This window comes from Paenibacillus sp. FSL H7-0737 (assembly GCF_000758545.1).
In the GTDB taxonomy this organism is placed as follows: domain Bacteria; phylum Bacillota; class Bacilli; order Paenibacillales; family Paenibacillaceae; genus Paenibacillus_AQ.
The window spans coordinates 5,915,457-5,929,225 of the sequence record NZ_CP009279.1; the positions used below are offsets into that span (position 1 = coordinate 5,915,457).

Sequence of the window (13,769 nt, forward strand, 5' to 3'; positions counted from 1 at the left end):
TAAAAAGCCCTACTTCTATAGAAGTAGGGCTTCCCCATCAGAGGAGCAGATATTAGCAATTTGTGAAATAAATCAGAAATCCAATAATGAATTATTTAGTCAGAGATTGAACATCCACAAATGGAGTGGCTCCCCCTGTTACAGATGGCAGTACGCCGTTCCATTTTTCCAGCGCTTTCTCCTGAACCTCTATTTGCTTCAGCTGCACCAGCTCAGGTGTAACCTCTTGCTTCTTAAGTCTTAAAGATTCGGCTTCGGCTTGCGCCTGGGCGATCTTTTGCTTCGCTTCAATCTCAATCCGCCGGAGATCATTTTCGGCCTTCAGCGCCTGCTGCTGCGCGACCTGCTTCGCTTCAATCGACTGATTGAACGCCTCCGAGAATTTAAAGTTAACAATGTTAATGTCGTTGACGATCAGATCATATTTTGCCAGCCTAGCGGTTAAATGCTCACTGATCTCACTCGACACTACATCTCGGCGTGTAATCAAATCCTCTGCTGGATATTTGGCTGTCACTTCTTTAACGATTTCTTGAATGGCCGGATTGATAATTACATTATCAAAATTACCTCCGATATTGTTCATCAGATTAAAGGCGGAAGCCTTATTTACGGAATAGTTCACCGCCACATGTGTGGATACGGGCTGAAGATCTTTTGAAGAGGCTGAAGTATCGGTCTCCGCTTTCGTTACCTGCGTATTGACTTGAATCACCGTCTGAATAAACGGAACTTTAAAATGAATGCCAGGTGACAACGTATTGTCATTTAATTTACCAAAGGTTTTGTACAAACCTACATGCCCATATTCCACAGATACAAAAGAGTTCGCGCCAATCAACAATACAATGAGCACCGCTGCAACACCGCTAACTATTTTCCCCGGTCGCAGCTGTTTCAATTTCGGATTCATTTGCATATTCATCCAATACCCCTCCTAGATTATGGATAATCATTTAAGCTTAATCGTCTATACGGAGGTTCGAGGGAATTGGTCGCAGGAAATATTTCAGCAGCAGTAGTCATGGCATTACCGCTCTTGGATCAGTCCTTCTAGGGTCAACCGGAATCTTTTGCTCTGCTTGTCCCCGATATTAAAAGCTTCATATATTCCTTCATACGTTAGCACCACGGAGTCCGCCTTCAAAGCATCATTAACGTAAGTTACCTCGGCGTGATCAACATTCCAGCGGTAAATGTAGGCACTCATCGGATTTCCATGCGCGGCTACACCCTCAATAGATCCATCCCCATCAACATCCAGCTCATTGGAATGTCCGGTATCTATCTGCAGCAATCCCGAGGGGTTACCACTCTCGTCGATTAAATAATAGTTAGTGAGCGAATTATTCGCTCCTAGTCCACCGGTGATTTTCAGCACCTTTTCGCTAAAAATCCCCACCACTTCTACCTTGATATCCTCCGGCTGACGATAATTATAAGTTCCTATCGCCCCTAGACTGTATTGTCCTTTGGAAGTAGAAATTTTGGCATACACGTAGTCTTCGTCACTAACCATCGTATACACTTTCACTTTGACTCCTCCGAAATTATTCAGCTTCTTCTCTGTAATCAAAGTAGCGCCTGTAGGTGGAGCACTTAGTTGAGAGACTACGGGGATTGTATCCACCAGCATCCACTCCAGCTTAATGAGGTTAGCAGAGGTGTCTGTTGGCTTCGGTCTTGATGTGTGGTAGTCGTTAGCCGATTGAAGGGGGGTTGGGTCAACCTGATGTTGGCAACCTGCCAGCAGATTCATTAGAAGCAAAGCTGTCAGCGTAACGGATTTATGTAAAGGAAACATCTCTTATTCACTTCCTATCCTCTTTTTAAAATTAAATCTTTCAGTAATCATAGATGAAGTTAGAATTTCAAATGTTACTTTTAGGGGGCGGGAGGGTTAATTTATTGTCTTTTGAGGGTATGCATCGATCAAAAAGCTAAATTGGGCATACAAAAAACCCGCATCAAATGCGGGTTTGAGAAGAAAGAATCAAGAACCTAGCAGTTCACGCGCCAGTAGTCGGTAAACCTCTAGACGTTTCTCCTGCGAATGCGGAATGCTGCATATCATCGCTTCCTGGAAACCATATTGAGCTTGTTCTTCTTGCAAGCGTACGGCGATGTCTTTGACCGCACCAACCAAATGAATCTTACGGCTTTCCTTGATTGACATCCGGTCAATTTCCGATAACGATATGTTCTGAGCTTCTTCTGGTGTCAGCACCTGAGTAATTCTGCCCTTGCTCATCATCAACCGAAAAATATCCTGCGGTAATGCCTCATACTCAGCTTCTTCCTTCGTTTCTGCTGTGGTTACCATATAGGATACACTAATCTCAGGTTTGTCCATGAAGATAGAAGGCTGGTAGTTATTCCGATATTCATCCAAAATCTCATTACTCATCGCACCATTAAAAAATTGCGCAAAGGAGTATCCGACTCCCATCTGTGCTGCTTTTCGCGCACTGTTGCCGCTCGAGCCTAACAACCACACTTCAGGGAGCGCCACCTTCGTTGGAGCGGCAAGATTTTTGGCATACAACTCACTTTCCGGAATCTGATCACTAAGCAACTGCATAGTAATGCCAAGCTTATCATACATGTTATGCAGCATTAACTCGCGGCCTTCAGACAGAGCGTACATAGCACTTGTATCGCCACCAGGAGCTCGTCCCACACCGAAATCTATTCTCCCCGGGGTAAAAGCACTTAACGTTTTAAATACTTCCGCCAGCTTAAGCGGAGAATAATGCATCATCATAACACCGCCGGTGCCGATTCGAATACGGTTGGTCTTAGCGGCTAAACGGGCTGCCGTTACTTCCGGAGCTGAGCTAGCAAATGTATTTCCGCCATGGTGCTCTGCCATCCACATTCTGCTATATCCCAACTCATCTGCTAAAATAGCTAGTTCTTCTGCTTTATTCAGAGCACCTTCCGCTGTGTTACCACTTGTCACGGGTGCCTGATCCAATACGCTTAATCTCATGCGAATACATCCCTTCTTTGGTTAGATGACCATTTTATTGCTGATCCATTCCTCTAAGGCTGCAATCTTATCTTTAAAGCGCTCACCACGCATTTCCTCCGACAACGAAGCAATAGTTTCCCGCTTTAATACAGCTTTCCAAGAGGATTCAGCTTCTTCCATCAGATTGGTTAACAGGCAGCAGCTATCTTCTTTCTCTAAATCCAACATGTCTACCAGAATACCATTGGATGAATACAGCGACTGCTGTCCTTCCACCGCAAGGTAAACGTCATATACACGAATATCTTCAGGTCTCTTCTTTAATTTAAAGCCACCTTTAATGCCGGGAACAGACGTGATGATGTCTGCGGTTACCAGCTTTCTTAACAGTTTCTGAAAATAGGTCGCCGATGCTCCGAGCTGCTGGCTAATCGCTTCTCCAGACAACACCGCTTTGTCCGGCAGCATGTTAAGCAGAACCAGTGCATACACTGACTGTTCCACCCCTGTTTTCATATGCATGTACAGCACCTCGATCTACATAAATTGCTTAATATAAACTGTAGACTATACCACCGCGTATAAAGCGGATAAACATTATCCACTTTATACTTTATATCAGTTTGCACCAAAAGTAAAACCCTGCTCGTCTTCTCTTACAGTTAATATCTGCTATAAAAAAAAGATCGCGCATATAGCGCAATCTTTTTCATATGGATAGTCCCACCCGCTGAACCAGCTGTGAGCTCTGATCATTAAGTCCGGTAATGGTGACTTTTTTGCCACGCACGGCGTATTTGCTCATCGTCTTCGCTATGGCATGAACTGCGGATTGGTCCCACACATGGGAATGTGAAAAATCGATAATAATATGATCGGGATCGCTATCGTAGGCGAATTCATGAATGAAGTGGCTTGTCGTGCCGAAGAACAGCTGGCCGGTAACCGCATATGTTTTGGAAGAGGCAGCTTCCTGAACTGTTAGACGGATCGAAGCTATTTTCCAAGCAAACGTTAAAGCACTTAGCAGAACCCCAAACAAAACGCCAATAGAAAGATTGTCTGTAGCCACCACGGTGACAACCGTCACAATCATAACCAACGCATCGCTAAGCGGAACACGGGTTAGAGATTTAAGCGAGCCCCATTCAAAGGTGCTGATACAGACCATTATCATTACGCCAACGAGCGCGCCCATCGGAATCTGCTTAACCACATCGCCAAGTACGATAATTAGGAACAATAAAAAGATCCCTGATACAAACGTGGACAGACGCGTGCGTCCTCCTGACTTCATGTTAAACATTGACTGGCCAATCATCGCACAGCCTGCCATCCCTCCGAAAAAACCAGTGACTACATTCGCCAGCCCCTGTCCCTTCGCCTCTCTGTTCTTATCACTACCTGTGCCCGTAATATCGTCTATTAAGGTGGCAGTCATCAGTGATTCCAATAATCCAACTACGGCCAGCGAGAGTGAATATGGCAAAATAATAAGCAGCGTATCCAGCGTGAACGGGATCTGCGGTAAATGGAATAGTGGCAAAGTTGCTGTAATATTCCCCATATCCCCTACGGTTCTTACGTCCAGATGAAGAGCGATGCTAAGAATAGAAACGATAACAATCGCTACAAGCGCTGAGGGTACGGCTTTGGTAAACCGAGGAACCGTATAGATAATAAGCAATGTCAGAGCTACCAGTCCATACATCACCCAGCCTTGTCCCTTAAAATGGGTAAACTGCGCCATGAAAATCAGTATCGCCAGCGCGTTGACAAACCCCGTCATGACCGGCTGTGGCAAAAAAGTGATGAATCGGCCCAGCTTTAGCATCCCCATCAATATCTGAAACACACCAGCCAGTACAGTTGCCGCGAACAGATACTCTATTCCATGCTCTAGTACGAGACTTCCGACTAATAGGGCCATAGCCCCTGTAGCCGCCGAGATCATTCCGGGTCTGCCTCCGGCAAGTGCGGTTACAATTGCAATACAAAAAGAGGCATATAAACCAACCATCGGACTTACTCCTGCCAAGATCGAAAAAGCGATCGCTTCAGGAATCAGTGCAACGGCTACGGTCATCCCCGATAAAATATCGGTTCGAGTGTTAGAAAACCACCCATTATTTAAGGTAAGCTGCTTCAAAATCTAATTTCCTCCTGTGACTAATAAGGTATATAGGCCTTTTCAAAAAGACCCGGGGCCGGTGCAACGCTAATGTTCCTTATTGTACTCGACCCGCCTTCACCTTCACAAAAAGATTAGATAGACTTGTAAGCGCTTATTCACCTCATTTTCTAGCCAATCCTTGAAATATCATTCAAATTCTATATTTCTAGATTACCGGTATAGTCCGGAAGCTTTCACTTCATTAAAGAAGTTGTTGAACTCATCAATATTCAGCTGCTGCGCAGCATCGGACAACGCAGTTGCAGGATCAGGATGAACCTCGACCATAATACCATCGGCCCCAGCTGCGAGTGCGGCTTTTGCACAAGGGATAAGAATATCTTTGCGTCCTGTGGAGTGAGTAACATCGACCAATACTGGCAGATGGCATTCCTGCTTAAGAATAGGCACTGCTGAGATATCGAGCGTGTTGCGGGTCGCTTTTTCATACGTACGAATTCCGCGTTCAATCAACATGATTTGTGTATTACCACGAGACATGATGTATTCCGCTGCATGTATGAATTCATCGAGCGTAGCAGCCAATCCGCGTTTCAGCAGCACAGGCTTATTGACTTCTCCGACCGCTTTAAGCAGCTCAAAATTATGCATGTTCCGTGCACCGATCTGGATAATATCTACATAATCTAAGGACTCTTCAATATGTCTTGGATCTACAATTTCACTGATGGTCAGCAGACCATAATCATTTGCAGCTTCACGTAATATTCTTAGACCGTCCATACCTAGACCTTGGAAATCATAAGGAGAAGTCCGCGGCTTGAAGGCACCTCCACGCATAACACGTACACCAGCTTTTTGCAGGGCTGCAGCTACGGTGCGGGTCTGTAGTTCACTTTCCACAGAGCAAGGACCAGCTACCATCAATGAAGAAGAACCGCCAACAGTAACATCTCCCGGCAGAACAATCACAGTGTCTTCTTTGTGACTCTTACGCGCTACTAGTAAAGTTTTTTTATGTTCATCGGATTGTAAGTCCAGAGATGCTGAAAAAATTTGTTTGAAGAGGCTGCGGATAGTTCCGTTAGTGAAAGGTCCTTTGTTGCTCGCTACGAGCTGATCAAGCATTTTCTTTTCACGTTCTGGATCGAATTTAGGCACACCTTGCTTTTCTTTAACTACTCCAATCTCCTGTACAATTTTAGCCCGCTCGGAGATCAGCTCCAGCAATTGCCCATTAATTTCATCCAGACGACCTCTAAGAACATCCAATTCCACGTTACTCATTACCCTTCCACTCCCTCTTCTTATTTATAATTTGAAACGCAAAAAGGCCCCGCGTCGCAAGGGACGAGGAGCCGTGGTACCACCCTTATTTAGAATTAACCCTTAAACTAGCACAAAGGAATAGAAAATCGGATTCCCTCGAATAAAGATTAACTCTATCTTAAACCCGGTAACGCGGGGCGCGGGCCTCCCTACTCATACCTGTCACGACCTGTGACAAACTACTTCAGGGGCCGACTCGGAAGTGAACTTCGGCATTAATCGTCTCATGAGGGTGCTCTCAGTCTCCGGCACACCTTCCCTGTTAAGATCCGCTATAATGCTTACTCTCTTCGTCATAGTCTTATTTATGTCAGCGCGTCTTTTGCGCTGGTTTCTGCTATCTTAATCAAAAAATGTTTCCGATGCAAGATAATAATGGAACGCTGAGTAGCTTTAACGCAATAAAATCATATGAGATACAATTATTCTTATAACAACTCGCTAGAATAGGCTTTGAAGTATGAAATAACCCATACCCATACTATTCTGCCACTGCTTAAAAGGTTCCAATCCCTTTCTATGTATGAAGTTGACAGCGATATTTTGATTGTTTACAATTAAATCATTGAAAATATTTCCTGTTCTTATTCACTGGCAGCTTTAGCGTTGACAATACATAACTGAAGGGATGTAGCAGCATGAGCATTTATCCATATACAGCACGCAGTATTCGAGGAAAAGAGATCGAACTAGAGGAATACAAAGGTAAAGTACTTTTGATTGTGAATACAGCAAGTAAGTGTGGGTTTACCCACCAATACTCCGACCTGCAAAAGCTCTATGAGCGATACGAAGATCGCGGCTTCCAAATTCTCGGTTTCCCTTCCAATCAGTTCGGGGAGCAGGAACCTGGCAGCAATGAAGAAGTGAATGTATTTTGCCAAATCAATTACGGCGTTACGTTCCCTCTCTTTGAGAAGGTTGAAGTAAAGGGCGAAAATAAACATCCCCTCTTCACTCACCTTACTGAGCAGGCTGGATTTGAAGGCTTCGACATGAACCATTCTTCAGGAAAGCTGCTTCAAAGCATGCTTGAGAGCAAAGATCCGGAAGCACTGAACAATGACGAAATCAAATGGAACTTTACTAAATTTCTAATTGATCGCGAAGGCAATGTAATTACAAGATTTGAATCTACTGTAGATCCGCTGGATATTGAGCCAGCGATCGAAGCACTGCTATAGATTTTTTTAGATATGTACGGAACTAATGATATTAACTTAAAGCACAGTAGTCACTGCGGTGAATAATTGGACTTCCGGCCGCTGTTGTCCCCAGATTTCTTGATTGAAACCGCTCTTCGCGGTGGAAATCCCGGGACAAAGGCCTACATAGATTGAATTTCTATACAACAATAAGCCGCCCAGACTCCAACTCTGGGCGGCTTTTTCACGTACGGTACTGCTCGGTAAACACTTCAAAATAAGGTGTGGTATCCCTTTCAGCCATTGAGCCATTAGCGCCCGGTCCCCAGCCGATCTCAGCCCGCCAGCTCCCTAGCAACCCTGTCTGGATTAACGCCTCCTCATTTACACCGATAAGCTGATCTGCCTGTGGCGCTACATAAAGTGCATCTACAGGGCAATAAGCTTCACACATAAAACAAGTCTGGCAATCTTCCTGACGCGCAATAACCGGAATCTTCCCCTGCATTTCGAATACGTTTGTGGGACATACTTTCGTGCACAGTTTACAACCCACGCAGCGTTCCATGCTGATTAGTTCGATCATATCGCCTGCCCCTCCTTTAGTAGATTCAGTTCATGAGCATGGGGCACAGCCTCGGTACCGATGCTTATTTGCTCTATACCGGATACAATCAGCCGGTGGGTTTGACGCGGATCAAGCTCCGGATATTCCGCGAGCTTTTGCAAGCCGCGCGTCTCCTTCCGGGCCAGCGCGGCGGTGTACATCCATCTGCCGACCGCGAGCATAGCCGCGGCTTCGCGTGCTTGCACGATGCCCTGTACGGTGGCGGGAACGCGCCCGTTCAACAAGGGCATCAAGGCATTCAGCCGCTTCAAGGCTGAAGAAATGCCCGGCTCGCTGCGGAAATAATTAATCTGCAGCGGTAAGATTTCACGCTGGATCGCCGCGACTAGCGGCTTCACCTCCAGCGTTTCCGAGGTGTCGGTGCCGGCCGCCAGACCGTAGCGTCCCGCTGCGGTCAGGTTGCGGCTGTTCGCCTGCCCTCGGCTGGACCGCGCATGCTGCGCGGCTCCCTGGCCTGCCCAGCTTCCGCTGCATATGGCCCAGGAAGCGTTATAAGCCCCGCCGCCGGAGATGGCGCCGGTCACTTTCTCGCGCGATGCGGCATCTCCGGCCGCATAGAGTCCGGGCACGGTCGTCCGGCAGTCCGTGCCCGTAAGGCGCAGACCCCCAGTGCCGCGCATCGTGCCCTCATAGCGCAGGGTGAGCGGGAATTTCTGCTTAAACGCATCAATTCCCGCCCGCTCCAGCGGCATAAAGAAAATCGGATGCGCTTTTCGCAGAAAATCCTGTTTCTCCGCTGTATCTGCCAGATCGAGCGAAGCATAAACCGGCCCCTTGAGCATCATTTCAGGGATGCTGCCAAAAGTTCGATCCCCTTTATGCAACGGATGACCGTCCGCATCATAAAGCGTAGCCCACGCTAGCATACGGCCACGTGTTACCGTTCCATCTGCAAAGCTCGGAGCGTACTGACGGCTGAATTCCATGCCTGACAAATCAGCTCCCACCTCAGCGGACATCAACAGCCCTTCGCCTGTCAATACGTTGCAGCCAAGACCTTTGCTGAGAAAAGCACAGCCTCCGGTTGCCATCACAACGGCATTGGCCTTTACTTCCCAAGACTCCCCTGTCAGACGGTTGATCCCACGCGCCCCGCCAACCCCATGTTCATCATGAAGAAGCTCTAGCGCTGGCGACTGATCGAGGATCGTGACTCCCGCTTTGCGGACAACTCTTCGCATAATCCTCATGTACTCTGGTCCATGCAGATGTGTACGCAGCGAGTTACCTTCTTCATCCTTCGGAAAAGGATACCCCCACTTCTCAACTAGAGCCAGATTCTGCTCTACCTGATCCAGCACGCGGTGAATCCAAGCGTTCTCCGACAGATATCCACCAGATTTTAGTCTGGATTGAACCGCCTGCTCACGCAGCTCGGCAATTGGAGGGATAACGAGCAGCGTTGTACCGCCCGGAGCAGTGGCGCCGCTTGTGCCCAAGTAGCCCTTATCGGCCAAGACTACCTTTGCACCTTGCGACGCTGCACTCCATGCCGCCCAAGCTCCTGCGGGACCTCCGCCAAGCACGAGCACATCCACTGTCATTTCCTTCTTAAGCTGCGACATATCTTTTCCTCCCAAGCATTTGCGCTTTCCAAGCAATTGTTATTTCAGCTGCCAATCGCTAATATTGAAGTCTTTTTTCGCTAATTTTTCTTCGACAAGGAAGTTCTTGGTACCCTCCAGTAGCTTGGTTCCTTCGTCAGTGAACGCGGTATCTTTGATATCACTAATTGGATTTACTTGCTTCGCCAGCTCTGGCGTTGTATCTCCGATTTCAGCCAAAAATTGATAATATTCATCCTCGTGTTGTTTCAAATCCGCCAAGGCTTTCTCACGGGCTTCGTTCCACGCCTTCGGAAAGTCAGGGAATTTCGCCAGATAATCCTCGGACACGACAGTTGCACTAGTGCCGAGCAAGTTCGGATGCTTCGAGGCATCGTCTAAGTGAGTGTAACCTTGGTCAATTAACTTCAGCGCAGGTACACCCAAATTAGTCGTAGCATCTACATCTCCACGGGCCAAAGCTGCGGTAGCATCCGGAATGAGCATATGCACGAGTTTATAGTCAGTTACGCCTTCCTCCTGAAGTAACCCAACCACATAGCGGTGCATGAAAGAGCCTTTTTGAATGGCTATAGTCTTCCCTTGCAGTTCCTTCACCGTCTTTGGTCCATCCTTCTTACCGATTAGATAACCGATAGTGTTGGCTGAGGATTGTGAAATCAGACGTGTCTTGGCCCCAGAAGCATAAGCAATAATAGCAGGTGTATCCCCAAGGCTGCCGATATCTAATCGACCACTAATTAAGGATTCTGTCTGATCAGGACCGTTTGGAAAGCCCGTAAGCTTCACTTCAGTAATGCCATATTTCTTCAACTCTTCTTGAATGATCCCTTTATAAAAGCCCCAGCCTTCCGCGCCACCTGGCACATTCAGCTTATTAGAGCCTATAAAACCAAAGTTCAGTACCGCTGGAACGTTACTTTCGGCTTTGCCTCCAGATTTCTCTGTACTAGAGCCGCCGGATGCAGATGCTCCATTTCCTCCAGCGTTATTTCCGCAAGCCTGAAGAACCAGCATAACCATCATAATCGTAGTTAAAAGTGCAAATCGTATCCTTTTAGAACGTTTCCCCTGAATCTCTCTGTACGCTGGTTTCATTTCTTTCTCCCCCTAGATTTATGTTATTTATCTTAATCTTAATCAAGGTCAGAACCCTGCCCTCGACGCCAATTTGTACATAAAGTCATGACTTGCTACCGGTTGTCTGCCTTTGCCCCAGCCTACCTTTTCACGATAACCACCAAGTAATCCCTGCTCCTCTAGCCCTGCCTCTGTCACCCCAATCACTTTCTCTGAATCTGGCGCAACGTAGAGAGCATCCACAGGACAATACAGCTCACACATAAAGCAAGTCTGGCAATCGCTCTGCCGGGCAATAATAGGAATGCCATCCTCTACCCGTTCGAAGACATTGGTCGGGCAGACCGATACACATTGGTTGCACTCTACACATCTGGCAGCGCTGATCACCTCAATCATGATAGAACACCCTCCTTGGCCACGGCTTCTGTCTTCACCCATACCTGATCCAATCCACCGCTAATCAAGCGATGATGCTGTTCTTGATCCGTTCCCTTAAAATCTTCACGCTTATGCATGCCCCTCGTCTCCGTACGGGCAAGCGCGGAATTGTACATCCAGCGGGCGGTTGCAGTCATGGCTTCAGCTTCACGCGCTTTAACCCCTTCAGGTGTTCGCTGAATTTCACGGCTACGCTGATCTTTCCACAATTCATCCAGACGACCTAATGAAGAGGTCAGCCCTTTATCCGTACGGAATAAATTAATGTCATACGGCTTCACTTCAGCCTGCACAGCAGACACAACCTCTGACGTATGAGCTGATACTCCAGGCTTCACTTCTTGATGAACCAGTGGAGAAGATGATAAGCCGACTGGATTACGGTACGCTGCATTCGAGCCAAGGCTCTGCGCATAGACAGCTGCACCTTCTCCTGCAAAACTGCCGGATGACATAGCCCAAGCCGCATTATGGCTGCCACCACCAGTAAATCCCCCGCAAATTAGCTCACGGGTAGCTGCATCTCCTGCCGCATAAAGTCCGGGAACACCTGTGCCACAGCTTTCGTCCGTGATATGAATACCACCCGTCCCACGAACCGTTCCTTCGAGACGAAGCGTAACCGGAAAAGCATCCTTGAAAGGATCGATCCCTTGTCGATCAAAGGGCAAGAAAAAATTCGTCTGCGCCACCCGCAGCAGCGGTCTTAAATCCTCGGGCGCTCCATCCAGCTTGGCATACACCTGATTGCCTGCTAGCAGATTCCGAGCGATAACTGAACGCCCTTTCTTGGAACCCGCCCCTTCCACAATGCTTCCATCCTCATAATAAAAGCTGGCATAGTTGTAATATGCTGTCTTGGTTACAGAGGAGAACGTAGGGCAGATAGCATAGGCATTGGAGAATTCCATGCCGGACAAGTTCGCCCCAGCTTCAGCTGCAAATAGATAGCCATCTCCGGTCAACACGTTACAGCCGAGAGCCTTACTTAGAAAAGCACACCCACCAGTTGCAATGACAACCGCTCCTGCCTGAACAGTCCAGGTGTCACCACTCTGCGTATGGACTCCAGCCGCTCCAGCTACGCCATGCTCATCCGCTAGGAGCTCCATGGCTGGACTATGATCTAGAATTTTAACGCCCGCTTTTTTCACAAGCTTACGCATTAATTTCATATATTCCGGTCCCTGAAGACTCTTACGATACTGGTTACCCTGCTCATCTACAGGGAATGGATATCCTGAAACGCCAAGTTTGTTCATATTGGCATAGGTACGGTCTAGCACTCGGTCCATCCAGCGGGATTCAGCCAACTGACCGCCCAATGTATAACGACTTGCTTTGGCCTCCTCCCGGAGCTTCTCATCCGGCTTCACATACCAGACTCCTGTTCCTGAGGGGGCCGTTGCACCGCTCGAACCGCAGTAGCCTTTATCTGCAAGGACAACTTTCGCCCCCTTCGCTGAGGCCGTAAGGGCTGCCCATGTTCCTGCAGGGCCTCCGCCTATAACAAGCACATCCGCCACCAAATTCAACGACCCTTTTTGTATCGATCCACTCATAGCTCAAGACCTCCTCAAATGATTTACCCTTCGTAACTATCGCGCCAGAACAGGCACTTGCGTTCAATGATTCGGAACAAAGAATCGATTAGCTTGCCGACAATAGCAAAGATAATAATGCCTACAAACACAACCTCTGTATTAGAGTTCTGCTTCGCCTCATTGATCAGGAATCCAATGCCGGATTGTGATCCAATGAGTTCAGCTACAACAAGACCGATCCATGCTACAGCCAATGACAGCCGCAATCCTAACAAAATCCCGGGTAGTGCTGCCGGTAATATCAGCCTGCGCAGCCTCTGATAAGGGCTAAATCCTAACACCCGGGACACCTCAAACAGCTTATTGTCCACATTGCGGATGCCCATAAACGTATTAATATAGAGCGGAAAGAATGACCCTGTCAGAATGATCACTACTTTGGACATCTCCCCAAAGCCGAACCACAAAATAATTAGCGGTGCTATAGCTAGATGAGGAACAAGCCTAAGAACCTGTACACTAGGATCGAGCACATATTCCACACTGCGAAACAAGCCAGTCAGTACTCCGAATAAAAGGCCTAGAACGCCTCCGATAAGAAATCCAACTCCCGCCCTCCCCATACTGACACCTAGGTGATGAGTTAACTCTCCAGTCACCAATAGGCCTGTAAAAGCTCTGGCGATCGACAATGGAGTCGGCAGAAACTGCGCGGAGATCAGTCCGGTGCTTCCTGCCAGCTGCCAAAGTACTATTGTCACCACCGGAATGATAGCGCCCGTTCCCCAATCTGACAGTAGAGATTTCCATGCTATAGGTACCGCCGATTTCTCCAATGTCTTAGTCGATAAAGGGGCAATATCACTGCTATCTAGCGATTCTCTTGCTCTTGTAGTGTTATTCAAAATAGCTTCTGCTCCATCGCTCAT

Annotated in this window: 13 protein-coding genes; 1 reads left to right on the plus strand and 12 read right to left on the minus strand. The window is 47.5% G+C overall.

Annotated features, from left to right (window positions below; all coding sequences use genetic code 11):
• Positions 1 to 91: 91 nt before the first annotated feature.
• The 6 genes from H70737_RS25835 to H70737_RS25860 form a co-directional block, all read right to left on the minus strand.
• The gene (locus H70737_RS25835) at positions 92 to 925 is read right to left on the minus strand and encodes a prohibitin family protein (RefSeq protein WP_042191910.1); all 834 of its coding nucleotides are present in this window, start codon (positions 923 to 925) and stop codon (positions 92 to 94) included.
• Between the two features lie 105 nt (positions 926 to 1,030).
• Positions 1,031 to 1,804 carry a hypothetical protein gene (locus tag H70737_RS25840; protein ID WP_042191912.1) on the minus strand — a complete coding sequence of 258 codons (774 nt, stop codon included), beginning with the start codon at positions 1,802 to 1,804 and terminating at the stop codon, positions 1,031 to 1,033.
• A 189-nt stretch (positions 1,805 to 1,993) separates the two neighbouring features.
• Positions 1,994 to 2,992: an LLM class flavin-dependent oxidoreductase gene (locus H70737_RS25845; RefSeq protein WP_042191914.1), complete on the minus strand. Its 999-nt coding sequence runs from the start codon at positions 2,990 to 2,992 to the stop codon at positions 1,994 to 1,996.
• A gap of 21 nt (positions 2,993 to 3,013) precedes the next feature.
• Positions 3,014 to 3,496, minus strand: coding sequence for an RrF2 family transcriptional regulator (locus H70737_RS25850; RefSeq protein WP_042191916.1), 483 nt, complete (start codon positions 3,494 to 3,496; stop codon positions 3,014 to 3,016).
• Positions 3,497 to 3,683: 187 nt separating this feature from the next.
• Positions 3,684 to 5,126 carry a SulP family inorganic anion transporter gene (locus H70737_RS25855; RefSeq protein WP_042191918.1) on the minus strand — a complete coding sequence of 481 codons (1,443 nt, stop codon included), beginning with the start codon at positions 5,124 to 5,126 and terminating at the stop codon, positions 3,684 to 3,686.
• A gap of 192 nt (positions 5,127 to 5,318) precedes the next feature.
• Positions 5,319 to 6,395 carry a bifunctional 3-deoxy-7-phosphoheptulonate synthase/chorismate mutase gene (locus H70737_RS25860; RefSeq protein WP_042191920.1) on the minus strand — a complete coding sequence of 359 codons (1,077 nt, stop codon included), beginning with the start codon at positions 6,393 to 6,395 and terminating at the stop codon, positions 5,319 to 5,321.
• A 680-nt stretch (positions 6,396 to 7,075) separates the two neighbouring features.
• Between H70737_RS25860 and H70737_RS25865 the strand changes: the two genes are divergently transcribed.
• Entirely contained in the window at positions 7,076 to 7,621 is a 546-nt protein-coding gene (locus H70737_RS25865) for a glutathione peroxidase (RefSeq protein ID WP_042191922.1), read from the plus strand.
• A 205-nt stretch (positions 7,622 to 7,826) separates the two neighbouring features.
• Here the strand turns inward: H70737_RS25865 and H70737_RS25870 are convergent, their stop codons facing one another.
• From H70737_RS25870 to H70737_RS25895, 6 genes are read right to left on the minus strand one after another with little or no spacing between them, the layout of a single operon-like run.
• Positions 7,827 to 8,168 carry a 4Fe-4S binding protein gene (locus H70737_RS25870; RefSeq protein ID WP_042191924.1) on the minus strand — a complete coding sequence of 114 codons (342 nt, stop codon included), beginning with the start codon at positions 8,166 to 8,168 and terminating at the stop codon, positions 7,827 to 7,829.
• Positions 8,165 to 9,775, minus strand: a complete 1,611-nt coding sequence (locus H70737_RS25875; protein ID WP_042191927.1) for an FAD-binding protein — start codon at positions 9,773 to 9,775, stop codon at positions 8,165 to 8,167. Before H70737_RS25875 ends, H70737_RS25870 begins: the two co-directional genes overlap by 4 nt.
• A gap of 39 nt (positions 9,776 to 9,814) precedes the next feature.
• The gene (locus H70737_RS25880) at positions 9,815 to 10,873 is read right to left on the minus strand and encodes an ABC transporter substrate-binding protein (protein WP_042191929.1); all 1,059 of its coding nucleotides are present in this window, start codon (positions 10,871 to 10,873) and stop codon (positions 9,815 to 9,817) included.
• Positions 10,874 to 10,921: 48 nt separating this feature from the next.
• Entirely contained in the window at positions 10,922 to 11,254 is a 333-nt protein-coding gene (locus H70737_RS25885; RefSeq protein ID WP_042191931.1) for a 4Fe-4S dicluster domain-containing protein, read from the minus strand.
• Positions 11,251 to 12,858, minus strand: coding sequence for an FAD-dependent oxidoreductase (locus tag H70737_RS25890; protein ID WP_042191933.1), 1,608 nt, complete (start codon positions 12,856 to 12,858; stop codon positions 11,251 to 11,253). The genes H70737_RS25885 and H70737_RS25890 overlap by 4 nt, the downstream gene beginning before the upstream one ends.
• A gap of 23 nt (positions 12,859 to 12,881) precedes the next feature.
• Entirely contained in the window at positions 12,882 to 13,769 is an 888-nt protein-coding gene (locus H70737_RS25895) for an ABC transporter permease (RefSeq protein WP_052404425.1), read from the minus strand.